Origin of the sequence: Roseomonas indoligenes, assembly GCF_017813365.1 — a bacterium.
Lineage (GTDB): Bacteria > Pseudomonadota > Alphaproteobacteria > Acetobacterales > Acetobacteraceae > Roseomonas > Roseomonas indoligenes.
Window position 1 is genome coordinate 13,402 of record NZ_JAGIZA010000015.1, and the last position, 22,092, is coordinate 35,493.

A 22,092-nucleotide genomic window follows, 5' to 3' on the forward strand; every position below is an offset into this window, starting at 1 on the left:
GGCCCGATGATGGATATCGTTCGAATATAACGAAAGGCTACCGGAGGAACGCGAATGGAAGGGTGGATGAAGCCGCGTCGCCGCCTGGGCGCCTCCCGGGCGTGACCACGCCATGGCAGCACCGGTGCGGATGCGGCGTGGACGTGCATGCCCATGTCATCCCCGCCTCCTTCCCGCGCGCGCTGCGCGATCCCGTGCCGTCCGGCTGGCCCGCCATGGCGATGGCCGACGATTCCTGCCACGCCCATGTCATGATCGACGGCCGGAACTACCGGACTGTCTCCGACCGCTGCTGGGACGTGCCGAAGCGCATCGCGGACATGGAGGCAATGGGCCTCTCGCTGCAGGCCGTCTCCCCGATGCCGGAGCTGCTCTCCTACTGGATGGACGCGCCGGATGCGGCGGAGCTGCTGCGCTACATCAACGACGAGACCGCCGCGATGGTGGCGGAATCCGGCGGCCGCCTCCTCGGCCTCGGCGCCGTCCCGCTCCAGGACATGGACCTGGCGCTGAAGGAGCTGGCGCGGGCGAAGGAGGAACTGGGCTTCGCCGGGGTCGAGATCGGCAGCAACGTGAACGGCGTCCCCGTCGGGCATCCCTCGCTCGATCCCTTCTTCGAGGCGGCGGAATCGCTGGACATGGCCGTCTTCGTCCATGCCCTGCGTCCGGCCGGGATGGAGCGCCTCGTCGGGCCGAAGAACCTGCAGCAGGTGCTGGCCTACCCGACCGATGTCGGCCTCGCCGCCGCCTCGGTCCTCTGCTCCAACCTGATGCTGCGCCGGCCCCGGCTGCGCATCGCCTTCTCCCATGGCGGCGGCACCCTCGCCTCCCTCCTGCCGCGACTGGAGCAGGGCTGGAAGACCTTCCCCGCGATGAGGGACGCCATCCAGGCCTCGCCCGCCGAGCAGGCGCGGCGCCTCTACTACGACGCCCTCGTCTTTGACACGCCGATGCTGCGCCACCTCGTCGCGACCTTCGGGGATGACCGCGTGATGATCGGAACCGACCACCCCTTCGCCTTCCACGACTCCGAGCCGGTCCGCCGGATCCTCGAGGCCGTGCCCGACGAGGCCGCGCGCGACCGCCTGCTCTCCGGCAATGCCCGCAGCTTCCTCGGCCTCTCCTGAGGGACGCCAGATGCCCGCCTTTCCCGTCTCCGGCCTGCGCAGCGTCGATCTGACCGTGCCGGACCTCGACCGCGCCGTCGGGTTCTACACCGCGACCTGGGGCCTCGATCTCTCGGCGCGCGAGGGCGGCTCCGCCTGGCTGCGGGCCACCGGCGATGACGACCATGTCCTGGCCCTGCACGCGGGGGCCAGGCCCGCCCTGCGCTCCGTCACCTTCCGCGCGGCGGACGAGGCAGCGCTGCGGCGGATGGTCGCGGCCGCGGAGGCGGAGGGGGCCACGGTCCTGGCGCCGCCCGCGCCGCTGGCGGAACCCGGTGGCGGCCTCGGCGCGACGCTGCGCGCCCCCGGTGGCGCAGCGCTGCGCCTCGTGGCCGGGGATGAGCGGCGCGCCCCCTCCCCCGCCGTCGCGGACCGGCCGGAGCGTCTCGCCCATGTGAACCTCAACTGCCGCGACGTGGATGCGGTGCGCCGTTTCTTCGAGGGACCGCTCGGCTTCGTCCTCTCCGACCGCTCGAAGCTCATGGCCTTCGAGCGCTCCTCGGCCGATCACCACATCATCGTGCTGGCGGACGCGCCGGTGGACGGGCTGAACCACGTCGCCTTCCTGCTGCCAGGCCTGGAGGGCGTGATGCGCGCCTCCGGGCGCCTGGTGGATGCCGGCCATCCCATCGCCTGGGGCCCAGGCCGCCACGGGCCCGGCGACAACGTCTTCACCTATTTCCTCGATCCCTTCGGCATCGTGGTGGAGCACACGGCCGAGGTGCTGCAGGTGGACGACGACTACCGCGTGCGCGGGCCGGAGGAGTGGGTGTGGCCGCCCGGCCGCACGGACCAGTGGGGCATCGCGCCGGCGAAGACCGAGGCGGTGAAGGCGGCCCAGCTCGCCATCGGCTACGTGCCGTGAGGGCGCCGGACCACTACGACGTCGCCGTCATCGGCTTCGGCCCTTCCGGCGCCGTCGCGACCGCCCTTCTGGCCCAGGCGGGGCTGCGGACGCTCGCCATCGACCGCGCGCGGGAGGTCTGGGACAAGCCGCGCGCCATCGCGATCGACCACGAGATCCTGCGCGTCCTCGACAATCTCGGCGTCGCCGAGCGCGTCCTGCCGCATGTCGCGCCCTTCCCGGCCTCCGAGCATTTCGGGGCGCAGGGCCAGCTCATCCGCCGCATCGACATGGTGCCGGAGCCCTATCCGCTGGGCTACGTGCCGACCATGGTCTTCACCCAGCCGCCGGTCGAGGCGGCGCTGCGGGATCACGCGGCCGGCCTTCCCGGCGCGGAGGTCGCGCTCGGCGTCGAGCTGCTCTCGCTGGAGCAGGACGCGGAGCGCGTGACGCTGCGCCTGCGCGGGGAAGACGGCGCGGAACGGACCGTCACCGCCGACTACGCCATCGGCTGCGACGGCGCGACCAGCACCGTGCGCCGCGCGCTCGGCATTCGCTACCAGGATCTGGTCTTCGACGAGCCCTGGCTCGTGGTGGACGTGCTCGTCCATGAGGACGCCCTGGCCCACCTGCCGGCCAATGCCGCGCAGTACTGCGATCCCGCGCGCCCCGTCACCTACATCGTCGGCCCCGGCCGGCATCGCCGCTGGGAGATCATGCTCCTGCCCGGCGAGGACCCGCGGGCGATGGAGGCGGAGGCGGCGGTTTGGCGCCTGCTCTCCCGCTGGGTGACGCCGGAGGACGCGACCCTGTGGCGGGCCTCGAGCTACCGCTTCCACGCGCTCGTCGCCGCGCAGTGGCGGCAGGGCCGCGTCTTCCTCGCGGGGGATGCGGCGCACCAGCAGCCGCCCTTCATCGGCCAAGGCATGTGCCAGGGCGTGCGCGACGTGGCGAACCTCGCCTGGAAGCTGGCGCAGGTGCACCGCACCGGGCCGGACGACGCCCTGCTCGATACCTACGGGAGGGAGCGGGACGCGCATGTCCGCGAGCTGACCGCCCGGATCAAGCACATCGGTGAATACATCTGCGAGCGCGATCCCGAGGCCGCCCGCGCCCGCGACGCGCGGCTGCTCGCCGAAGGGGGCGGCACCGCGCGCACCGTGACCCGGCAGGAGATCGTGCCGCCGCTCTCCGCGGGCCTTCTCGCGGCCGGGGCGCACCCGGCCAACGGCACCCTCTTCCCGCAGCCCTGGGTGCGGGACGGGACTGGGGGCCGCGTCCGGCTCGACACGGTCGCCGGCCATGGCTGGCGCCTCGTCCTGCGGGGGATGCCGGGCCCGGCGGCGAGTGGCGACCTGACCGTCCTGCACCTCCTCGAACCCGGCGAGGCCGCGCCCGGGGCGGGGCTTGCCGCCACGGAGCTGGACGGCGTGGCCGCGGCCTGGTTCGCGCGCCACGGCGCCCGCGCCGCCATCGTGCGTCCGGACCACTACGTTTTCGGCACAGCCGCGGACAGCGTCGGCCTCGCGCGGTTGCTCGACGACCTCCGCGCGCGGCTGCCGAACCTTCTCCTTCCCCTCGCGACATCACCGGAGCACGCAGAATGAAGCTCGCCACCTTCCGCCACGGCGGCACGACCAGCTGGGGCGTCGTCGAGGGCGACACCATCCTGGACACCGGCGCCGCCCTGCGGGACCGCTTCCCCGACCTGAAGTCCGTTATCGCGGCGGGCGCGCTGGACGCGGCGCGGGATGCCGCGGGGGCCGCGCGCATCGCACTGTCCGAGATCACCTGGCTGCCCGTGATCCCGAACCCCGACAAGATCCTCTGCGTCGGCCTGAACTACGAGACGCACCGCAAGGAGACAGGCCGCTCAGAGGTGGAGAACCCCACCATCTTCGCGCGCTACGCCAATTCCCAGACCGGCCACTTGGCGCCCATCCTGCGGCCGCGCGTCTCGCAGGACCTCGACTTCGAGGGCGAGCTGGCCGTCATCATCGGCAGGCCCGGCCGGTACGTGAGCAAGGCCGATGCCCTCGCGCATGTCGCGGGCTACGCCTGCTACAACGACGGCAGCGTGCGCGACTGGCAGCGCCACACGCACCAGTTCACCCCGGGCAAGAACTTCCCGGAGACCGGCGCCTTCGGGCCGTGGATGGTGACGCCGGACGAGGTGGGCGACCTCGCCAGGTTGCGGCTGCAGACCCGCGTGAACGGGCAGGTCGTGCAGGACGCCCTGATCGAGCAGATGATCTTCGATGTGCCCCGGCAGATCGAGTACTGCTCCGCCTTCACGCGACTGGAGCCGGGCGACGTGATCGCGACCGGCACGCCGGGCGGCGTGGGCGCCAAGCGCCAGCCCCCGCTCTGGCTGAAGCCGGGCGACACGGTGGAGGTCGAGATCGACCGCGTCGGGCTGCTGCGGAACAGCGTGGCGGACGAGACGGCGGGCTGAGGCCCGCGCCGCGCCTTCACGGGCGCGGCACGGTTGAAAGAAAGCGTCCAGGAGAGGAAACACAACCATGGGCACGCTGCCCCGGATCCTGCCGCGCCGCGGCACCTTGGTGCTGGCCGCCCTCGCGGCGCTGCTCGCCCCTTCGGCGCTCTCTCCCGCAAGGGCGCAGGGAAACTGGCCCAACCGCCCCATCCGCGTGATCGTGCCGCAGCCGCCCGGCGGCAACCTCGACATCATCGTCCGCTCCCTGAGCGAAGGACTGCAGGCCGAGCTGGGCCAGCCGGTGGTGGTGGAGAACAGGCCTGGCGGCAACAGCGTGATCGGGCTTGAGGCCTGCGCGGTGGCGGCGGCGGATGGCTACACCTTCTGCGGGGTCTCGGTGGAGGTGATGTCCACCTACCCCTATGTCGAGCCGCAGCTCTTCGCCCGCTACGCCTCGCTCCGCCCCGTCACGCAGATCGTCTCCAGCCCCGGCGTGCTGCTGGCGAGCGCGGAGGTGCCGGCACGTACCCTGCCGGAATTCGTCGCCTGGGCGCGCGGCAAGCGGGACCTGAACTACTCCTCCTCCGGCAATGGCTCCTCGCAGAACCTGCTGTGGGAATGGATCAAGGCGCGCGATCACCTGGAAATGCAGCACGTGCCCTATCGCGGCGTGTCGGAGGCGATCAACGAGCTCGCGGCCGGCCGCGTGCAGGCCTCCTACGTCGCGCTCGGCCTCGCCCTGCCGCAGATCCAGGCCGGGCGGATCAAGCCGCTCGCGGTGCTCGGCGCCAGCCGCATCCCGCAGCTTCCCGACACGCCCTCCATGCACGAGATCGGCTACGACTTCCCCTATACCGGTGCCTGGTGGGGCCTGGCGACCGCGGCGAACACGCCGCCCGCCATCGTGGAGCGGGTGGCCAGGGCCGTCCACGCCGTGGTGCACAGCGCAGGCTACCGCGAGCGGATCATCGCGCCCGGCGGCTACGTTCCCTCGGGCAGCACCCCGGCCGAGTTCACGGCCCTGATCGAGGAGGAGCGCGCCAAGGGGGCGGAGATCGTGCGCCTGGCGGGCGTGCGGCCGGGCAACTGATGGCGGCGGCTGCGCCTGGCCTTCTATGCCGGGCGCAGCCGATACCGGATCGTCACTCGATCTGCACCTTCGCCTTGCGGACCACGTCGTCCCACTTCGTGATCTCGTCCTTGATGAAGGCCTCGAACGCGTCGGGCGAGTTGCCGACGGGCTCCGCCCCCTGCTCCGTCAGCTTCGCCAGGAAGGCGGGCTGGCGTGCCGCCTCCTGCAACGCGGCGGAGATGGCCTCGATCGCCGGGCGCGGCGTGCGGGCGGGCGCCACCGTGCCGAACCAGGCCACGGCCTGCACGTCGGGGAAGCCCGCCTCGGTCGTCGTCGGCACATCGGGCAGGGAGGCGCTGCGGCGCGTGTCCGTCACGGCCAGCGCGCGCACCCGCCCATCCTTGATCTGCGGCAGGCCCGAGGGGAGGTTGTCCACCAGGATCTCCACCCGGCCCGCCGCCGCCTCCAGAAGCATCTGCGCCGCGCCCCGGAAGGGGATGTGCGTCATGTCCAGCCCGTTGCCGTTCTTCAGCATCTCCCCGGTCAGGTGCAGGCTGGTTCCGACGCCGGAGGAGCCGAAGTTGAAGCCGCCCGGCGTCTTGCGGATCAGCTCGACCAGCTCGCCCAGCGTCCGCGCGGGGATGCGGTTGGCCACCATGATGACGTTCGGCACGGTGCAGATGTTCGACACCGCCGCGATGTCGGCGGGGCGATAGCCGAGGTTGCGGTACATGGCGTAGTTGATCGCGCCCGTGCCGACGGTGACCAGCCCGATCGTGTGGCCGTCCGGCTCCGCCTTCGCCAGCACCTCCGTGCCGATGCCGCCCCCCGCGCCGGCCCGGTTCTCGACGATGACGGGCTGGCCGAGGCGGGCGGAGATGGCTTCCGCCATCATGCGGGAGAGGATGTCGGCCGTGCCCGCCGGCGCGAAGGGCACGATGTAGCGCATCGGGCGAGTGGGCCGCCATTCCCGCGCCTGCGCCATCCCTTGGGCCAGGGCCGGCGCCGAGAGCGCCGCCCCCGTCAGGCCGAGCGCGGCGCCGAGCGCCTCCCGCCGGGAGAGTGTTGTCATCGTTCCGCTTCCTCCATCGCGCCGTTTCTTGTCGTGGCGCTGAACTTGCTCGGCCGCCGGGCTAGGGCATGGCGACGCCGAGCTTCCCGGCCCAGGGCCGCAGCGCGTCGAGGATGCCCTCGCGCAGCGCCACGCCCTTCGCCTCCGCGTCCCGGTAGCGCCGCAGCCCGGCCTCGCCCGGCAGGCGCACGGGGCCGAGGCCCGGGCGCGGGGGGCTGGCGCGGCAGCCATCGGCGATCGCCCCGGCCTGCCGGGTGAAGGCATCCAACCCCGCGAAGGCGGCGGGATCGATCACCTGCAGGAACACGGCGTTCACCATGCCCTTCGGCCCGTCCGCCCGCCCCTGCCCGGAGAGCCCCTGGCTCAGCGCCTCCGCCGTCAGCGCCCAGCCATAGCCCTTCTGGCCGTGATCCTGCCCGCCCGCCGGCAGCACCGTGCCGCCGCGCTGCAGCACGGCGGGGTCGTCGCTGGCCTCGCCCTCGGCGCTCATCAGCCAGGGCCGGTCGTAGCGCCGCCCCTCGCGGGAGAGCCGCATCGCCATGTTGTTGGTGGTGATGGAGGCGCTGACATCGATCATCACGGGATCGCCGCCCGTGGGAAACCCGATCGAGAAGGGCGCGGGCGAGAGGGCGGCGCGCAGCCCGCCGAAGGGCGCGACCGTCGCGATGCCCGGCGCGGAGGAGTGGATGGACAGCACCAGCCCGCGCTCCGCCGCGCGGCGCAGATAGGCGGCGAGGCAGCCGATATGGTGGCCGTTGCCTATGGCGACGCTGACAGTGCCATACTGCGCCACCCGCTCGAAGGCCGTCTCCATCGCGCGCGTCACGAGCCAGGGGCCCGGCAGCCGCCGGCCGTTCCAGGCCAGGCAGGCCCCGCGGTCCGACAGCACCTCCGGATCGCCGGAGAGCGTCATGCTCCCCGCCTCGATCTCGCCGAGATAGCGCACGGCCAGTTCCAGCCCGTGCGTGTCGTGGCCGAGCATGTCGGCCTCGACGAGGATGTCGGCGACCGCCTCGGCCTTCGGTGCTTCCAGCCCGGCCGCGGCGAAGAGATCGGCGGCGAAGCGGCGCAGCGCCCCGGCCTCGTGGCGGTCGCCCACCCGGCTTTCCACCGCGCTCACGCCGTGACGCCGATCGGCCAGGGCACGAACTCGTTGGTGCCCACCCCCGCCAGCTCGCTCTTCGTCCTCTCGCCGGAGGCATGGCGCAGCAGCCTTTCGAAGATGCGCCGCCCCGCCTGCTCCAGCGTCTCCTCCCCGTCGATGATCGTGCCGCAGTTCACGTCCATGTCCGCCTCCATGCGCTCGTACATCGGCGTGTTCGAGGCAAGCTTCATCGTCGGCGCGGGCAGCGAGCCGAAGCAGGAGCCGCGGCCGGTGGTGAAGATCACCATGTTCGCCCCGCCGGCGATCTGGCCGGTGGCCGCCACGGGATCGTAGCCCGGCGTGTCCATGAAGACGAAGCCCTTCGCCGTCACCGGCTCCGCGTACTCGTACACCGCCATCAGCCCGGTGCTGCCGCCCTTCTTGGAGCCGCCGAGCGACTTCTCCAGAATGTTCGCAAGGCCCCCCGCGTTGTTGCCGGGCGCAACCTTGCCGTTGATCTGGCTGTCCCGGCCCTCGCTGTGGCGCAGCCACCAATCCATCCGCTCCACCAGCTTCCGGCCGACCTCCGGCGTCACGGCGCGCGCCGTCAGCGTGTGCTCCACGCCGAAGATCTCCGTCGTCTCGGAGAGGATGGCAGTGCCGCTGTTCCGGATCAGGATGTCCATCGCCACGCCGAGGGCGGGGTTCGCGGAGAGGCCGGAGAAGCCGTCCGAGCCGCCGCACTGCATGCCGATCGTCAGGTGTTCGGCGGAGACCGTCTCCCGCGTCACCGCATCCGCCAGGGGCAGCATCTCGCGCACCAGCGCGATGCCCGCCTCCACCGTGCGGCGCAACCCGCCCTCCTCGCCGATCACCAGGGTCCGCAGCGCCGGCCCGCGCTCCAGCCCCTGCCCGGCCAGGAATCCCTCCAGGTCGTTCACCTCCGCGGCGGAGGCGATGACGAGGGCGGCGGCGGTGTTCGGGTTCCGCAGCGTGCCGCCGATGGTCCGCCGCAGCAGGGCCATGGGCTCACCGCCGCGCTCCATCCCGTCCCCGCCCTCATGCGCGAAGGGGGCCACCCCATCCACCATCAGGAAGGCTTCCAGGCGGTCCGGCGTGAAATAGGCGGCGATCCGGCGCGCGGCCGTGGCGCCCGCAGCGCCGAGGGCGAAGACACCGATGTAGTTGCGTGTGCCGACGCGCCCATCCGCGCGGCGGATGCCCTGGAACGTCGCGCGCCCGGGCTGCGGCACGAACTCCGTCGGGCGGTAGTCGCGGGAATAGGCGTAGTCCTTCTCCACCGCGTCGAACAGGATGTTGTGGCTGTGCATCCAGGTGCCCGGCGCCAGATCCTCGGACGCGAAGCCGATCACCGTGTCGTATTTCCGTACCGCCTCGCCCTTGGCGATGAAGCGCGTGGCGATCTTGTGGCCGGCGGGCACGTCCTGCAGCGTGACCACGCCCTCCGCCGGCACGGCCGTGCCCGCCGCCACGGGCAGCCGCGCGACCACCACGTTGTCCCTGAGGTCCAGGCGAATGAAGGGGTTGTAGTTGGGGCGGGCGATGTCGCCATCCATGGTGATGCCCTCTCTCTCGTTCAGGAGCAGACGCCGATGGGCCAGGGGGCGAAGCCGCTCTCGCCCATGCCCTCGATCTCGCCCTTCGTCCTCTCGCCGGAGGCATGGCGCAGGATCGCCGCGAAGATCCGCTCCCCCGCGGCCTCCACCGTCTCCGCGCCGTCCAGCACCGGGCCTGCATCCACGTCGATGGCGTCGGCCATGCGACGGAAGGTCTCGCTGTTGGAGGCGATCTTGAGCGTCGGCGCGGGGAGCGACCCGAAGTCGCTGCCGAGGCCCGTCGTCATCGCGATCAGCGTCGCGCCCGCGGCCGCCTGCCCGGTGACGGAGACGGGATCGTGGTCCGGGCTGTCCATGAAGACGAGGCCGGGGCCGCTCACCCGCTCGGCGTAGCGGTGCACCGCGGCGATCGGGGTGCTGCCCGCCTTGCCCAGCCCGTCCAGCGCCCGTTCCAGCCCGCTGGCGAAGCCGCCGCGCTCGCCACCGCGGTCGAGACCGCCGTCCAGCCGCGTCTCGCGCCCGCTGCCATAGGCCTGCCACCAGTCCAGCCGTTCCCGCAGGGCGGCCGCAATCTCGGGGCTGGCCGCGCGCCCTGCGAAGGCGCCGCCGGAGAGGAGCATGTCCGGCGTCTCCGACAGGATCGCCGTCCCGCCCCCGGCCACGAGCATGTCCACCGCCACGCCGAGCGCGGGATTGGCGGAGAGGCCGCAGAGCCCGTCCGCCGCGCCGGTCTGCAGGCCGAGCACAAGGCGCGACACGGGCACCGTCGTGCGGCGCGCCGCGTTCGCCGCCGGCAGCATCGCCGCGACCCCCGCCTTCGCCGCCTCCACCGCCGCCCGGGTGCCGCCCACCTCCTGCAGCGTCACCGTCTGCAGCCGGTCGCCGACTTGCAGCCCCTCCTTCTCCAGGAAGACCTTCAGGTTGTTGCGCTCGCAGCCCAGGGCGACGATCACGGCGCCGGCCATGTTGGGATTGCGGATCACGCCGGACAGGGTGCGGCGGAGCAGGTCCATCGGCTCCCCCGTCATCTCCATGCCGCAGCCCATGGCATGGATCAGGGGGATCACCCCGTCCACGTTGGGAAACTCGGCCAGGCGTTCCTCGTCGAACCAGTCGGCGGCCTGCCGCGCGGCGGTCGCGCCGCAGTTGCTGGCGATGACCACGCCGAGGAAGTTGCGGGTGCCCACGCGCCCGTCCTCCCGCACGAAGCCCTGGAAACTCGCGGGCGCCACCGCGCGGGCGGAGCCGGCAAGGGGGTGTGCCACGGGCATGGCCCGTCCCAGGAGCGCGGCGTGCACGCGCGCCCCGGCCGGGATATCGAACGCCGCCACGCCGATCGGGATCCCCGCCTTCAGCACCGGCTCGCCGCGCCGGATGTCGCGCAGGGCCAGCTTGTGCCCGGGCGGCACATCCTCCCGCGCGGTGATCCCGCCCTCCAGCACGGCGCCGGCCGGCAGCAGGCGGAGGGCGGTCGCGGTGTTGTCCCGCAGGTCCGCGCGGATGGTGTCGATCGGCCGCAGCAGCGGCGCGGCATGGCCCAGGGACATCGGATCCTCCCGCCCGGGGGCCATCCGGCCACCGGTGCTTCTTATCCGGCCATTCTATTTCCGGCTTGATGCGTGTCTAACACCCATCCAGCATCGTGGTGATACCCGATCGACATCACGGGAGACTGGCGCGCCATGGATCTCGGGCATCTCCGCTCCTTCGTCTGCGTGGCGGAGGAGCTGCATTTCGGCCGGGCCGCCCGGCGCCTGGGCATGACGCAGCCGCCGCTGAGCCGGCAGATCCAGCTGCTGGAAGCGAGGCTCGGGGCCGTGCTGCTGGACCGCTCGCGCCACGGCGTCGCGCTGACGGCGGCCGGGCGGGCCTTCCTGGCGGAAGCCCGCGCCGTGCTGGCGGCGGGCGAGAGGGCGGTCCAGACCGCGCGCCGCGCCATGGAGCACCGCACCGGCGGCGCGGTGAAGCTCGGCTTCTTCAGTGCCAGCACCTATGCCTTCCTCCCGAAGCTCATCGCCCGCGCCCGCGCGGAACTGCCGGGCACGGAGATCGTGCTGCGGGAGATGAGCGGCGCGGCGCAGCTCGAGGCCCTCCGGGTCGGCCGCCTCGACATCGGCCTCGTCCGTCCCTCCCAGGACATGCTGACCTTGTCCTCCCGGTGCGTCTCCAAGGAGGAGCTGGTCCTCGCCCTTCCGCTGGCCCACCCGCTCGGCGCGCGCCGCCGCCTCGTCCTGCGCGATCTGCAGGACCAGGACTTCATCGGCTACTCGGAGGAAGGCCCCTACATGCGCGGCCTCGTCGCGCGGGCGCTGAGCGGGGCGGGGGTGACGCCGCGCATCGTGCAGTCCGTCGCCCAGGCGCAGACGATCCTCTCCCTGGTGAGCGCCGGGATGGGGGTGGCGCTGCTTCCCTCGGATGCGCGACAGATCGGCTTCGCGAACGTGGCGATCCGGCCGGTCGCCGTGCCGCCCGGCCTGACGGTGGAGCTCTACGCCGTGTGGAAGGCCGAGAACGACAACGCGGCGCTCGGACCCTTGCAGGGGCTGCTGCAGCGCCTCTAGCGTTCCGCAGGGTTCGTCAACCCGCCCTCAGGCTGCGCCCGATGATGCACAGGGCCCGTTCCAGCTCGGCGCGCTCCACCGGTGCGCCAAGGGCGAGGCGGATGCCGTTCGGCGCGCTGCCGACCGCGAAGGCCGCTCCCGGCGTGATGCTCACCCCCTGCGCCGCGACCCGCTGGACCATGTCCTGGGCCGACATGGCGGGCGGCAGGTCGAGCCAGAGGTGCATGGAGGCGGGATGGGCCGAGGGCGCCGCGCGAAGCGGCAGCAGGCTTGCGGCGAGCGCCTGCCGCGCCCGGGCCTCGCGGCGCTTCGCGGCCTCCAGCAGGGCCGCGGTGCCGTCGCCGACCCAGAGAGAGGCGATGGCCGCCCCCAGGGGCGGCGCGGTCCAGACCGTGGCGCGGATCAGGTTCGCGGCCCTCTCCTCCTGTCCTGGCGGCACGAGCATCCAGGCCGCCCGCAGGCCGGGCGCGAAGCTTTTTGAGGTGGAGCGGAGATACCAGGCCAGTTCCGGCACCAGGGTCGCGAGCGGCGGGACCGGCAGGTCCTCCTCCGTCAGGAAGCCGTAGGCGTCGTCCTCGATGAGGCGGAAGTCGAGACGCCGCGCGATCGCCGCCACCGCCTCGCGCCGCCGCGCCGGCATGGTCACGCCCGTCGGGTTCTGCAGGGACGGCATCAGGTACAGCGCCGCGATCCGGTGGCGCAGGGCCAGCCGCAGCAGGACGCGCGGGCGCAGGCCTTCCCCGTCCATCGGCACGGGCACGACCTCCAGCCCCAGCGCCGCCGCGCTGGCCCGGATGCCCGGCCAGGTCAGCGCCTCCACCGCGATCGTGTCGCCGGGCCGGGTCGTTGCCATGAGGGCGACGGTCACGGCGTGCTGCGCGCCGGCGCAGATGACCACGCGGGCGGGATCGTCGGGCAGGCCGCGCCGCGCCATCCAGGCGGCCCCCGCCGCCCGGTCGGCCGCCCGGCCGGCATGGGGCTGATAGTCGGCAAGAGCGGCCCGTTCGCGCCGGAGGACGAGGCGAGCCGCCCTCTCGAAGCGGTCGGCCAGCCCCGGCAGCGGCATGACGTTGCGGGCGAGATCGATGATGCCGGGCGCCCTCTCCTCGATCCGGAAGGAGGCCGCGTCGACATGCCCGGGCGCGCGGACGAAGCTGCCGCGCCCGACCTCCCCCACCACCAGGCCGCGCGTCTCGAGCAGGCGCATGGCGCGCGATGCCGTGTTGAGCGCGACGCCGTGGCGGAAGGCGAGCTCGCGATGCGTGGGCAATCGCGTGCCGGGAAGGAGCCCTCCCTCCCGGATCTCCGCCTCCAGGGCCGCAGCGATGGTCCGGGCGCCAGGGCTCATCGAATTCCCATTGTCTCTGAGACAATCCTTCGATTGCCTCAGCCTCGCCCGGCTTTCAACCTCGGGGCATGAACGACCTCGCTCCCCTGCCCTGGCACCTGACCGCCCCCTCCTTCCAGGAGATCGAGGAGGCGGCCGGCCGCATCCGAGGCGTGCTCGTCGAAACCCCGCTGCTCGAGAGCGAGCGGCTGAACGCGAGGCTGGGCGGCCGTCTCCTGGTCAAGGCCGAGGGGCTGCAGCGGACGGGCAGCTTCAAGGCGCGCGGCGCCTGGAACCGCCTCGCGCTTCTCTCGGCCGAGGAGCGCGCGCGCGGCGTGGTCGCCTTCTCCTCGGGCAACCACGCCCAGGCCGTGGCCTGGGCCGGGCGGCGCCTAGGCATCGGGACGGTGGTCATCGCCATGCCGGCGGACGCGCCCGCGGCGAAGATCGACCGGACACGGGGCTGGGGGGCGGAGGTCGTGCTCTACGATCGGGCGACCGAGGATCGCGAGGCGCTGGGACGGCGCCTCGCGGCGGAGCGCGGCCTGATCCTGGTACCGCCCTATGACGACCGCCGGGTGATCGCCGGGGCGGCGACCCTCGGTTTGGAAGTGGTGGGGCAGGCCGAGGCGATGGGGGCGAGGCCGGATGCCCTGCTGGTCTGCTGCGCGGGCGGCGGCCTCACCGCCGGCTGTGCCCTGGCCTGGGAGGCCCTGCTGCCCGCCGCCCGGGTCTTCGCGGTGGAGCCGGAAGGCTTCGACGACACCGCCCGCAGCCTCGCGGCCGGGACGCGGCTGGGCAACGCGCCCGGCGCGACCTCGCTCTGCGACGCGGTACTGGCGCCGATGCCGGGCGCCCTGACCTTCGCCATCAACGCGCCCCGCCTCGGAGGAGGGCTGGTGGTGAGCGATGGAGAGGCGCTCGCGGCCATGCGCGTCGCCTTCGAGGATCTGGGCCTCGTGGTGGAGCCGGGCGGCGCCGTCGCGCTCGCGGCGGCCTTGTCCGGCTGCCTTCCCATTGAGGGGCGCACCGTGGCCGTCGCCCTCACCGGCGCGAACGTGGATCCCGCCATGTATCGGCGGGCGCTGTCCAGCGGGAGCTAGGCAGGATCGGGGGCGCGACGCCCGCCCCGGTCCTGTCAGTCGAGCCCGAAATTGCCCTCGCGGACGATCTGTCCCCATTTCGCGATCTCTGCCGCAAGCCGCGCGCGGAACTCGGCGGGCGTCGATCCGACGGGCTCGCTGCCTTCCGTCGCGAGGCGGGCGGCGATCTCCGGGCCGGAAAGGACCTTGCGCAGCTCCTCATTCCATCGCGCGAGGATCGGCTCCGGCAACCCTGCCGGTGCCACCAGGCCGGTCCAGTTCATCGCTTCGAAGCCGGGGAAGCCCTGCTCGGCCACCGTCGGCACCTCCGGGAAGGCGCGGGCGCGCGTGGCCGATGTCACGGCGATGGCGCGGACATCGCCCGCCTCCAGCACGCCCTTCACCGAGAGGGGATTGGCCGAATACACATCGAGCCGCCCGGCCAGGAGGTCGGTGACCACGTTGCCGGCACCGCGGTAGGGGACCTGGACGATCTGGACGCCGGCCAAGCGGTTCAGCACCTCGCCGGAGAGGTGGCCGACGGTGCCGTTGCCGGGATGGCCGGCGGAGAGCTGGCCCGGCCGCGCCCGCGCGGCCGCAATCAGATCGGCGAGGCTCCGCACCGGCGCCCCCTTCCCGACCACGATGATGTTCGGCTGCTGCGCGACCAGCCCGATCGGGGTGAAGTCGCGCAGAACGTCATAGGGCATGTTGCGGTAGAGGGCGGGGTTGATGGCGAGGTTCGCCGTCTGGCCAATGCCGATGGTGTGGCCGTCGGGCGCCGACTTCGCTACCGCGTCGAGGCCGATGTTGCCGCCCGCCCCCGGGCGGTTCTCCACGACCACGGTCCAGCCGGTCGCGGCCGCGACCCGCGTGCCGATCTCGCGCGAGATCATGTCGGTGCCCCCGCCGGGTGGGAAAGGGGCGATGAGGCGGATGGGCCGGTCGGGATAGCCGGCCTGCGCGCGCGCGATCCGCGGCACGGCGAGCGACGCGCTGGCGACGGCAAGAAGGGCGCGACGGTCCATCTGGGTCTCCTCCGGCTTTTTCTGTTCTCAGGCCCCTCAGGCTAAGGGTTTCGAGCTATCGGGGCCACGCCCCCCACACCCGATCGGTTCAGAAGCCCTGCTGATAAGTTCATGTCAGTTTCAGGCCCTAATCCCCGGGCCTTCCTTCCCCTAACTCTCTGGCCGGATCGCCACGCGCTGCCCAAGGTGGCGGGTGCTCCCGAGGCACAAGGACAGAAGCGATGGACATCACGCGCGCAGGGGCGCAGCCCTCCGGCAAGGGACCGGCCGAGTACTTCACCGGCACGGTCCGCATTGACCCGCTGTTCAGCTCGCCCAACCCGGCCCGCGTCGCGGGCGCCCTGGTCACCTTCGAGCCGGGCGCGCGCACGGCTTGGCACACGCATCCGCTCGGGCAGACGCTGATCGTCACGGCCGGCTGCGGCTGGGTGCAGCGCGAGGGGGGCCCGGTCGAGGAGATCCGCCCCGGCGACGTGATCTGGTTCCCCCCCGGCGAGAAGCACTGGCACGGCGCCACGGCGACGACGGCCATGAGCCACATCGCGGTCCAGGAGAAGCTCAACGGTTCCCCGGTGAACTGGCTGGAACACGTCACGGACGAGCAGTATCAGCGCTAGGATCCGATCCGCACGCCGGTCGCTGCCCCTCCCAAAGGAATGAAATGCCCCACGTTATCGTCAAGCTCTTCGCCGGACGGTCGGAGCAGCAGAAGAACCGGATCGCCGAGGAGGTGACCAAGGCCATCATGGCCACCACCGACAACGGGGCGGACGCCGTGTCCGTCAGCATCGAGGACGTGCAGCCGAGCGACTGGACGGAGGCGGTGTACCGGCCGGACATCCTCGAGAAGCCGGATACCCTCTACAAGAAGCCGGGCTACGAGCCCCGGTAGCGCCACCGCCCGCCGCTCCTCGCGGGACCGGGACGCTGAATGAGGCCTCATGCCTGGGCGGCATGTCCCACGCCCCGGTACGGATGTTCTCTCCCAGCCGGGGTGCCGTCTGGGGGGGTTGGTGGACCTGGTCGGCCGTATCAGGGGTCCGGGAAGGGGTGATGCCCTCCACCCCCTCCCCGGCACGTCCCGCCAGCGGAGAAGCAGCATGCCCGCCTACATCCTGATCGCCATCGGTGGCGCTATCGGCAGCTTGGCTCGCGGCTGGTTCAGCACCGCCGCCGCGCGCTGGTGGGGCGTGGGCTTTCCCTGGGGCACGGTGGCCATCAACCTGGGCGGGTCGTTCCTCATCGGGCTCTTCGCCGCGCTCACCCTTCCGGGTGGGCGCTTCGCGGGAAATGCCGATCTCCGCGCCCTCGTCATGGTCGGGATCTGCGGCGGCTTCACCACCTTCTCCTCCTTCAGCCTGCAGACGCTGGAACTGCTGAGGGAGGGGCGAGGGCTGGCCGCGCTGGGGAACGTCGCCGGTTCCGTGCTGCTCTGCCTCGCTGCCACGGCGGCGGGCTATGCCCTGGCGGCACCGCCCGCCCCCCCATCGGCGGTGTCCGCGAATGCGGAACCGGACCGCCCCGCGCCGGTGCCGCCGGCCCGGGGCTGACCGGCTACTGCAACCGCAAGGCCTGCACGCGGCGGTTCAGCTGCCGCCCGGGCTCGGTCTTGTTGTCGGCGATGGGCTCCGCCGGTCCCCGGCCCTCGGCGCTCAGCCGGCCGGCCTCCACGCCATTCGCCACCAGCCAGGCGCGCACGGAATCCGCCCGGGCGGCAGAGAGCGGCGTGTTGATCCGGTCGTTGCCCGTATTGTCGGTATGGCCCACCAGCCGCAGCCGCAGCGCCGGATCGGCCACCATCGCGTCCCGCACCTGCGCCAGGACCGGCGCGGCCGCGATGTCGAGATCGGCGGAGTTGGTGCGGAAGGTGACGTAGAGCTGCACTTGCCCAGTGCGCCGGATCGCCTCCGCCACCGGCGCCTGCACCGGCGCGCTGGCACGGGGGCCCGAGCCGGCGACGCGGAAGCTGGCCCGGTAGGCGCCGAAATTGTCGGAGCGGATGCCGTTCTTCGTGGTGCCGGGATAGCGCGGCTGCCCCGGCAGCATCTGCACCGTCACCATCCCGCCGGTCTGGGCGATGGCGCCCGCATGGACCGCCGCGCGGCAGACGCCGCTATCCGCCGTGTAGGTGTCCGTGCCCCAGAGAGTGCCGCGCAGCGTCGCCTCGCCGGGGCAGAGGCAGGTCAGGCTCTCGTCCGAGTCCCGGTAGGCGTCCATGTTGTCCGGGCACTGGGTCGGGCCCGTGGCCGCGAGGGGGGCGGGCGCGGAAGCCGCCGCCGGCTGGGCCGGCGGGGTCAGTCCCTCGAAGCGGAAGCTGCCCTTGTACTCCCCGTAGTTGTCGCTGCGGATGCCGTTGCGGGTGGAGCCGGGATAGCGCGACTGGCCCGGCAGCATCCGCACCGTGACCGTGCCGCCCCCGCGCCCGATGGCGCCCATATGCGCCGCGGCCCGGCAGACCGCGCTGTCCGCGGTATAAATCTCGCTGCCCCAGACAGGTCCGCTCGCGGGCGTCGCGGGGCAGGTGCAGGTCACCACCTCGTCCGATTCGGCATAGGCGGACATGTTGTCCGGGCACTGGCTCGGAGCCGATGTAGCGGCGGCCGGCGCCGGACCTGCCGGGGACGGGGCCGAGCCAGGGGCCGGGGCCGGCGTCAGGCCGGCGAAGCGGAAGCTCGCCTTGTACTCCCCGTAGTTGTCGCTGCGGATGCCGTTGCGGGTGGAGCCGGGATAGCGCGACTGGCCCGGCAGCATCTCCACCGTCACCGTGCCGCCCCCGCGCCCGATGGCACCCATATGCGCCGCGGCCCGGCAGACCGCGCTGTCGGCGGTGTAGGTTTCGCTGCCCCAGACAGGGCCGCTCGCGGGCGTCGCGGGGCAGGTGCAGGTCACCACTTCGCTGCTCTCGGCATAGGCGGACATGTTGTCCGGGCACTGGCTGGGGGCCGCCACCGCACTGGTGGCCGGCGCACCGGCCGTTGCGGGCGCAGGCGGAGCCAGCCCGGCGAAGCGGTAGCTCGCGTCATAGGCCCCGTAGTTGTCGGAGCGGATGCCGTTGCGCGTGGAGCCGGGGTAGCGCGGCTGGCCCGGCAGCATCTCCACCGTCACCGGCCCGCCGCGGGGCCCGGTGGCGCCCGCGTGGACCGCCGCCCGGCATACCCGGCTGTCCGCCGTGTAGATTTCGCTGCCCCAGACCGGCCCGCTCGCATTGGCGGGGCAGAGGCAGGCCAGCGTCTCGCCCGATCCCGCATAGGTCCGCATGTCGTCAGGGCACTGGGTCGGGGCCGCCGTGGCAGGCGCCGGGGAGGGCATTGCGGGCGCCGTCACCTCCGGCGCCCCCAGCGGCGGCGGCTTGGCAGAGCCCTGCCCCATCGCTGGCACCCCGGCCAGCAGCAGCGCCAGCAGCGCGGAAAGACGAAGGACGATGGGCATCTCTGGCCTGCAGGACGGTTCCGGCAGCGAGACTATTCGCCTGCCCGCCCAAATCGCAAACCGCCCTGGGTGCCTCCCCGATTCCTCACGCGATTTCTACGCGGGCCTCCCGGCGCGAAAAGGCGGCAGGGGCAAGGCCCTGCCGGTCAAGACACCCGTGCACCGGACCTTCGGGAATCGCCACCCCGGGATCCGCAACCCATAAGGGAGGATCCCTGGCGGCCGCCTCTTGGCGATCCGGCGCCCCGCGCAAACAATGGCGGCATGACGATGGAACGACGGACCCGGGGCTGGACCCTGCACCGCGGCGGGCGCGGCACCCCGGCGGAGGTGCTGCGCAAGCTGACGCGCGCCATCATGGGCGTCTGCCTCTGGGACCCGGAGGAGGAGGGCATCTCCTGGGCGCTGGGCGACATGCGCTTCCTCACCATCTCGGCCATGCTGCCGGACATGGGGGAGGCGGCCTATGCCCAGGTCTTCTCCGCCCCCTTTGCCAGCAGCGCGGTGGAGGTGGCCTCCGGCCGCTTCGCGCGGCGCGGCGCCTTCACGAAGCTGCCCGTCTCCGCCCGCAAGCGCGCCGCCGTGCTGAAGGAGCTCGGCCTCACCCTGCCGCCCCAGGGCCGGGAGGACTGGTCCCGCGACCTTCCGCCGCTGGACGAGGCCGGCTGCGCCTCCCTTGCCCGCACCGTGCTGGAGGCGCTGACCGGCGCCTTCGGCTGGACGCCCGAGATCCCCCTCCAGGCCTCCGTGATCCATGAGACGGCGCTCAGCGAGACCGAGGCCTTCATGGAAGGGCTGCGCCCCATCCATGTCGAAGGCCTGCTGCGCGAGGCCGGGCTGGAAATCGTGGAAGGCGAGCCGGAGGACGACGATTCCGCCCCCGCTTTCCTCGTCCAGCACGGCGCCCCCCTGCCCTTCCAGGTGGAGCTGACCGACCCGGTGGAGGAGGAGGACCCGCCCGCCCTCGCCTGGCACTACGGCACCATCGTCTTCTCCCTCGCCATCAACGTGGAGGAAGGGGACGCGCTCGCCCTGGCCCTGGCCCTGCACGCCCTGACCCGCTGGGCCCGGGTGGAACTGCCGGAGGAGAAGCGCGTGGTCGTCTCCCGCCTCGATGGGGTGGAAGGCGTTACCCCCGAGGGCCTGCGCGCCATGCTGGACCGCTGGCTGGAGGAACTGACCGCCGTGCGCAGCCGCCTGGAGCAGGGCCCGCAGGAACTGCGGGACGAGGAGGATTAAACGGGTGCCGGGCTGAGCGGGCACGCCGCCCGCGCGTTACGCCGGTCGGCACCCCGGAGTCCCTGGAATGGCCTACCTCCTCGCGGCGATCGCCGGCATCCTCAACATGCTGCAGTCCGGCACCAACGCAACCCTGAACGACAGGCTGGAGGCCGGCCCCGTGGTGCCGGCCCTCGTCGTCTATCTCGTCGGCATTCTCGGCGTGCTCGCCGCCGCACCCTTCATCGGAAAGCCGGCCGAGGGAATGCTCCGCAACGCCGCCACCGTTCCCTGGTGGGGCTGGATTGGCGGGATGCTGGGCGCCTTCTACGTCGTCGTCACCCTCATCCAGGCGAAGTCCATGGGCGCCGGCCCCTTCACCGCAGTGACGCTGACCGCCGCGGTCGTCACCAGCCTCGTGCTCGACCATTTCGGCCTGCTTGGCTTCGAGGTGCACCCAGCCTCCGCCCTGCGCCTCCTCGGTGGCGCGCTGATGGTGGCCGGGGTGGTGCTGGTGGCGCGGTTCTGATCTGTCCGGGACCAGGGGGCGCCGCCCCCTGAAACCCCCGCCAGGAGCCTGAGGCTCCTGGACCTGCTTCGGGCTGCCGCGGCGCCGTTCTGACACGAGGTTTCGGCGTGGCGAGCCTGTTCCTGCCCTTGCAGTGGCCTCGGCTCATCGAGCCGAGGCGCACCGCCAGCTGAAGAAAATCAAAGCCCAGAAAAAGATGATGGTGAGGGGTCCGGGGAGAGGAAGAATTCCTTCTTCCTCTCCCCGGAACAAACCGCCCGCGGGGATCACACGAGGGGCTCCACGATCCGCGCCGGTTCCGCAGGGGGCAGGCGCCAGAGAAGGAAGAGCATGATGGCCATGGCCGGCAGGGCCGCCGCGGTGGTCATGAGGAAGAAGCCCGGCCAGCCCAGGGATTCCGCAAGGCTGCCGGAGAAGGCGCCGAGCGTGCGCAGCGGCACGGCCGCCAGCGAGGACAGCAGTGCGTATTGGGTGGCCGTGAAGGCGCGGCTGGTGAGGCCGGAGAGGTAGGTGACGAAGGCCGCGTCGGCCAGCCCGTCCGTGAAGTTCTCGATCCCGACCTGGAGCCAGAGCATCGGCAGGTCGTGCCCGGCATAGGCGAGTGCGACGTACATGAGGTTGGAGAGCATCTGGCCGAGGCCGGTGATGACGAGGGCACGGGCCGTGCCGAGCCGCGCCACAACCCATCCGCCGGCCAGCGCGCCGCCGAGGGTGGCGAAGAGGCCGAAGACGGTGCCCACCGCCGCCACGTCTTCCCGGCTGAAACCGAGGGAGCGGTAGAAGGGCGTGGTCATGATGCCCGCCAGCGCCTCGCCCAGCTTGAAGAGGACGATAAAGAGCAGGATCGCCAGCCAGTAGGGCCGCTGCATGAAGTCGGCGAAGGGCTGCACGACGGAGGCGCCGAGCCGACCGGCCCAGGAGAGGACGGGGGCGGGGCGCGCCGGTCCCTCTCGCGAGGCAAGGGTGGCGGCCACGCCCACCAGCATCAGCGCCGCGGCATAGGCATAGGCGCCGCCCCAGCCCAGCGCGCCCACGAGCCAGAGCGTGCCGCCCCCGCTGGCAAGCAGCGCCAGCCTGTAGCCCCAGATGTAGCAGGCCAGGCCGTAACCCTGCTCCTTCTCCTCCAGGATCTCGATGCGGTGGGCGTCCACCACGATGTCCTGGCTGGCGGAGAGAAAGGCGACGAAGGCGGCGAGGGCGGCGGTTGTCAGCGGCGCGGCGGTAGGATTGCTGAACCCGGTGGCGAGGATGGCGAGGATCAGGAGGGGCTGGATCAGCAGCAGCCAGCCGCGCCGCCGGCCCATCCGTGCCGTCAGTGGCGGCGCCACGGCGTCCAGCGCCGGGGACCAGAGGAACTTCAGCGAGTAGGCCAGCCCGATGAGCGCGGTCAGGCCGATATCGGTCAGGGAAAGCCCGCTCTCCGTGAACCACTGGCGGAGCACCTGACCGGCCACCAGCGGCAGGGGGACGCCGGCTGAGAAGCCCAGGGCCAGCAGGACGAGGAAGCGGCGTTCGCGGAGCGGGTGCATCGCTGCGGACCGTGCCACGGGTGCGGGACGCGCGGGAGGGGCGAGAGAAGCCTTGAATTCAGGACATTTTCACCCATCTTCCCGCTTGACGCCCGGTCCGCTGCCCTTCTAGGGTCCGCTCCGGTGCAGGGCTGCAA

The 22,092-nt window shown here is 72.4% G+C and carries 20 protein-coding genes; 12 read left to right on the plus strand and 8 right to left on the minus strand.

Features of this window, described 5'->3' with window-relative positions; all coding sequences use genetic code 11:
• Window positions 1-137: 137 nt before the first annotated feature.
• From J5Y10_RS20515 to J5Y10_RS20535, 5 genes are all read left to right on the plus strand, one after another.
• On the plus strand, window positions 138-1,127 hold the full coding sequence (locus J5Y10_RS20515; protein WP_342452976.1) for an amidohydrolase family protein: 990 nt from the start codon (window positions 138-140) through the stop codon (window positions 1,125-1,127).
• A gap of 10 nt (window positions 1,128-1,137) precedes the next feature.
• Window positions 1,138-2,031 carry a VOC family protein gene (locus J5Y10_RS20520; RefSeq protein ID WP_209375977.1) on the plus strand — a complete coding sequence of 298 codons (894 nt, stop codon included), beginning with the start codon at window positions 1,138-1,140 and terminating at the stop codon, window positions 2,029-2,031.
• Window positions 2,028-3,617: a bifunctional 3-(3-hydroxy-phenyl)propionate/3-hydroxycinnamic acid hydroxylase MhpA gene (gene mhpA, locus J5Y10_RS20525; protein WP_209375978.1), complete on the plus strand. Its 1,590-nt coding sequence runs from the start codon at window positions 2,028-2,030 to the stop codon at window positions 3,615-3,617. The genes J5Y10_RS20520 and mhpA overlap by 4 nt, the downstream gene beginning before the upstream one ends.
• Complete coding sequence (locus J5Y10_RS20530; RefSeq protein ID WP_209375979.1) at window positions 3,614-4,465, plus strand: fumarylacetoacetate hydrolase family protein; 852 nt, start codon at window positions 3,614-3,616, stop codon at window positions 4,463-4,465. The genes mhpA and J5Y10_RS20530 overlap by 4 nt, the downstream gene beginning before the upstream one ends.
• Before the next feature lie 67 nt (window positions 4,466-4,532).
• Window positions 4,533-5,537 carry a Bug family tripartite tricarboxylate transporter substrate binding protein gene (locus tag J5Y10_RS20535; RefSeq protein WP_209375980.1) on the plus strand — a complete coding sequence of 335 codons (1,005 nt, stop codon included), beginning with the start codon at window positions 4,533-4,535 and terminating at the stop codon, window positions 5,535-5,537.
• A gap of 52 nt (window positions 5,538-5,589) precedes the next feature.
• Here J5Y10_RS20535 and J5Y10_RS20540 read toward each other — a convergent pair whose 3' ends face one another.
• From J5Y10_RS20540 to J5Y10_RS20555, 4 genes are all read right to left on the minus strand, one after another.
• Window positions 5,590-6,591 (minus strand): Bug family tripartite tricarboxylate transporter substrate binding protein, encoded by a 1,002-nt coding sequence (locus J5Y10_RS20540; RefSeq protein WP_209375981.1) that lies wholly within the window; start codon window positions 6,589-6,591, stop codon window positions 5,590-5,592.
• 61 nt (window positions 6,592-6,652) lie between these two features.
• Window positions 6,653-7,711: an Ldh family oxidoreductase gene (locus J5Y10_RS20545; protein ID WP_342452977.1), complete on the minus strand. Its 1,059-nt coding sequence runs from the start codon at window positions 7,709-7,711 to the stop codon at window positions 6,653-6,655.
• Window positions 7,708-9,252 carry a UxaA family hydrolase gene (locus J5Y10_RS20550; RefSeq protein ID WP_209375982.1) on the minus strand — a complete coding sequence of 515 codons (1,545 nt, stop codon included), beginning with the start codon at window positions 9,250-9,252 and terminating at the stop codon, window positions 7,708-7,710. Before J5Y10_RS20550 ends, J5Y10_RS20545 begins: the two co-directional genes overlap by 4 nt.
• A gap of 20 nt (window positions 9,253-9,272) precedes the next feature.
• Window positions 9,273-10,799, minus strand: coding sequence for a UxaA family hydrolase (locus tag J5Y10_RS20555; RefSeq protein WP_209375983.1), 1,527 nt, complete (start codon window positions 10,797-10,799; stop codon window positions 9,273-9,275).
• A 135-nt stretch (window positions 10,800-10,934) separates the two neighbouring features.
• On the opposite strand from J5Y10_RS20555, the gene J5Y10_RS20560 reads away from it, so the two are divergent.
• Complete coding sequence (locus tag J5Y10_RS20560) at window positions 10,935-11,813, plus strand: LysR family transcriptional regulator (RefSeq protein ID WP_209375984.1); 879 nt, start codon at window positions 10,935-10,937, stop codon at window positions 11,811-11,813.
• Window positions 11,814-11,829: 16 nt separating this feature from the next.
• Here J5Y10_RS20560 and J5Y10_RS20565 read toward each other — a convergent pair whose 3' ends face one another.
• On the minus strand, window positions 11,830-13,161 hold the full coding sequence (locus J5Y10_RS20565; RefSeq protein ID WP_209375985.1) for an aminotransferase-like domain-containing protein: 1,332 nt from the start codon (window positions 13,159-13,161) through the stop codon (window positions 11,830-11,832).
• A 68-nt stretch (window positions 13,162-13,229) separates the two neighbouring features.
• On the opposite strand from J5Y10_RS20565, the gene J5Y10_RS20570 reads away from it, so the two are divergent.
• The gene (locus J5Y10_RS20570; RefSeq protein ID WP_209375986.1) at window positions 13,230-14,243 is read left to right on the plus strand and encodes a threonine ammonia-lyase; all 1,014 of its coding nucleotides are present in this window, start codon (window positions 13,230-13,232) and stop codon (window positions 14,241-14,243) included.
• Window positions 14,244-14,278: 35 nt separating this feature from the next.
• On the opposite strand, the gene J5Y10_RS20575 is transcribed toward J5Y10_RS20570, so the two are convergent.
• Entirely contained in the window at window positions 14,279-15,250 is a 972-nt protein-coding gene (locus J5Y10_RS20575; protein WP_209375987.1) for a Bug family tripartite tricarboxylate transporter substrate binding protein, read from the minus strand.
• 221 nt (window positions 15,251-15,471) lie between these two features.
• On the opposite strand from J5Y10_RS20575, the gene J5Y10_RS20580 reads away from it, so the two are divergent.
• The 3 genes from J5Y10_RS20580 (at window position 15,472) to crcB (ending at window position 16,800) form a co-directional block, all read left to right on the plus strand.
• Window positions 15,472-15,867 (plus strand): (R)-mandelonitrile lyase, encoded by a 396-nt coding sequence (locus tag J5Y10_RS20580; RefSeq protein WP_209375988.1) that lies wholly within the window; start codon window positions 15,472-15,474, stop codon window positions 15,865-15,867.
• A gap of 44 nt (window positions 15,868-15,911) precedes the next feature.
• A complete protein-coding gene (locus J5Y10_RS20585; protein WP_209375989.1) occupies window positions 15,912-16,142 on the plus strand; it encodes a tautomerase family protein in 231 nt (76 codons plus the stop codon).
• Window positions 16,143-16,350: 208 nt separating this feature from the next.
• Entirely contained in the window at window positions 16,351-16,800 is a 450-nt protein-coding gene (gene crcB / locus J5Y10_RS20590) for a fluoride efflux transporter CrcB (protein WP_209375990.1), read from the plus strand.
• Between the two features lie 4 nt (window positions 16,801-16,804).
• On the opposite strand, the gene J5Y10_RS20595 is transcribed toward crcB, so the two are convergent.
• Window positions 16,805-18,679, minus strand: a complete 1,875-nt coding sequence (locus J5Y10_RS20595; RefSeq protein ID WP_209375991.1) for an LCCL domain-containing protein — start codon at window positions 18,677-18,679, stop codon at window positions 16,805-16,807.
• A 270-nt stretch (window positions 18,680-18,949) separates the two neighbouring features.
• On the opposite strand from J5Y10_RS20595, the gene J5Y10_RS20600 reads away from it, so the two are divergent.
• Entirely contained in the window at window positions 18,950-19,918 is a 969-nt protein-coding gene (locus J5Y10_RS20600; protein WP_209375992.1) for a hypothetical protein, read from the plus strand.
• Between the two features lie 67 nt (window positions 19,919-19,985).
• A complete protein-coding gene (locus J5Y10_RS20605) occupies window positions 19,986-20,426 on the plus strand; it encodes a DMT family transporter (protein WP_209375993.1) in 441 nt (146 codons plus the stop codon).
• 266 nt (window positions 20,427-20,692) lie between these two features.
• Here the strand turns inward: J5Y10_RS20605 and J5Y10_RS20610 are convergent, their stop codons facing one another.
• Window positions 20,693-21,955: an AmpG family muropeptide MFS transporter gene (locus J5Y10_RS20610; RefSeq protein WP_209375994.1), complete on the minus strand. Its 1,263-nt coding sequence runs from the start codon at window positions 21,953-21,955 to the stop codon at window positions 20,693-20,695.
• Window positions 21,956-22,092: the final 137 nt, after the last annotated feature.

Bases quoted from the DNA above. Each gene is read 5' to 3' on its own strand.
- J5Y10_RS20520 (WP_209375977.1), top strand. From the start codon at position 1,138: ATGCCCGCCTTTCCCGTCTCCGGCCTGCGCAGCGTCGATCTGACCGTG.
- J5Y10_RS20530 (WP_209375979.1), top strand. From the start codon at position 3,614: ATGAAGCTCGCCACCTTCCGCCACGGCGGCACGACCAGCTGGGGCGTC.
- J5Y10_RS20535 (WP_209375980.1), top strand. From the start codon at position 4,533: ATGGGCACGCTGCCCCGGATCCTGCCGCGCCGCGGCACCTTGGTGCTG.
- J5Y10_RS20540 (WP_209375981.1), bottom strand. From the start codon at position 6,591: ATGACAACACTCTCCCGGCGGGAGGCGCTCGGCGCCGCGCTCGGCCTG.
- J5Y10_RS20550 (WP_209375982.1), bottom strand. From the start codon at position 9,252: ATGGATGGCGACATCGCCCGCCCCAACTACAACCCCTTCATTCGCCTG.
- J5Y10_RS20555 (WP_209375983.1), bottom strand. From the start codon at position 10,799: ATGTCCCTGGGCCATGCCGCGCCGCTGCTGCGGCCGATCGACACCATC.
- J5Y10_RS20560 (WP_209375984.1), top strand. From the start codon at position 10,935: ATGGATCTCGGGCATCTCCGCTCCTTCGTCTGCGTGGCGGAGGAGCTG.
- J5Y10_RS20565 (WP_209375985.1), bottom strand. From the start codon at position 13,161: ATGAGCCCTGGCGCCCGGACCATCGCTGCGGCCCTGGAGGCGGAGATC.
- J5Y10_RS20570 (WP_209375986.1), top strand. From the start codon at position 13,230: ATGAACGACCTCGCTCCCCTGCCCTGGCACCTGACCGCCCCCTCCTTC.
- J5Y10_RS20575 (WP_209375987.1), bottom strand. From the start codon at position 15,250: ATGGACCGTCGCGCCCTTCTTGCCGTCGCCAGCGCGTCGCTCGCCGTG.
- J5Y10_RS20580 (WP_209375988.1), top strand. From the start codon at position 15,472: ATGGACATCACGCGCGCAGGGGCGCAGCCCTCCGGCAAGGGACCGGCC.
- J5Y10_RS20585 (WP_209375989.1), top strand. From the start codon at position 15,912: ATGCCCCACGTTATCGTCAAGCTCTTCGCCGGACGGTCGGAGCAGCAG.
- crcB (WP_209375990.1), top strand. From the start codon at position 16,351: ATGCCCGCCTACATCCTGATCGCCATCGGTGGCGCTATCGGCAGCTTG.
- J5Y10_RS20595 (WP_209375991.1), bottom strand. From the start codon at position 18,679: ATGCCCATCGTCCTTCGTCTTTCCGCGCTGCTGGCGCTGCTGCTGGCC.
- J5Y10_RS20600 (WP_209375992.1), top strand. From the start codon at position 18,950: ATGGAACGACGGACCCGGGGCTGGACCCTGCACCGCGGCGGGCGCGGC.
- J5Y10_RS20605 (WP_209375993.1), top strand. From the start codon at position 19,986: ATGGCCTACCTCCTCGCGGCGATCGCCGGCATCCTCAACATGCTGCAG.
- J5Y10_RS20610 (WP_209375994.1), bottom strand. From the start codon at position 21,955: ATGCACCCGCTCCGCGAACGCCGCTTCCTCGTCCTGCTGGCCCTGGGC.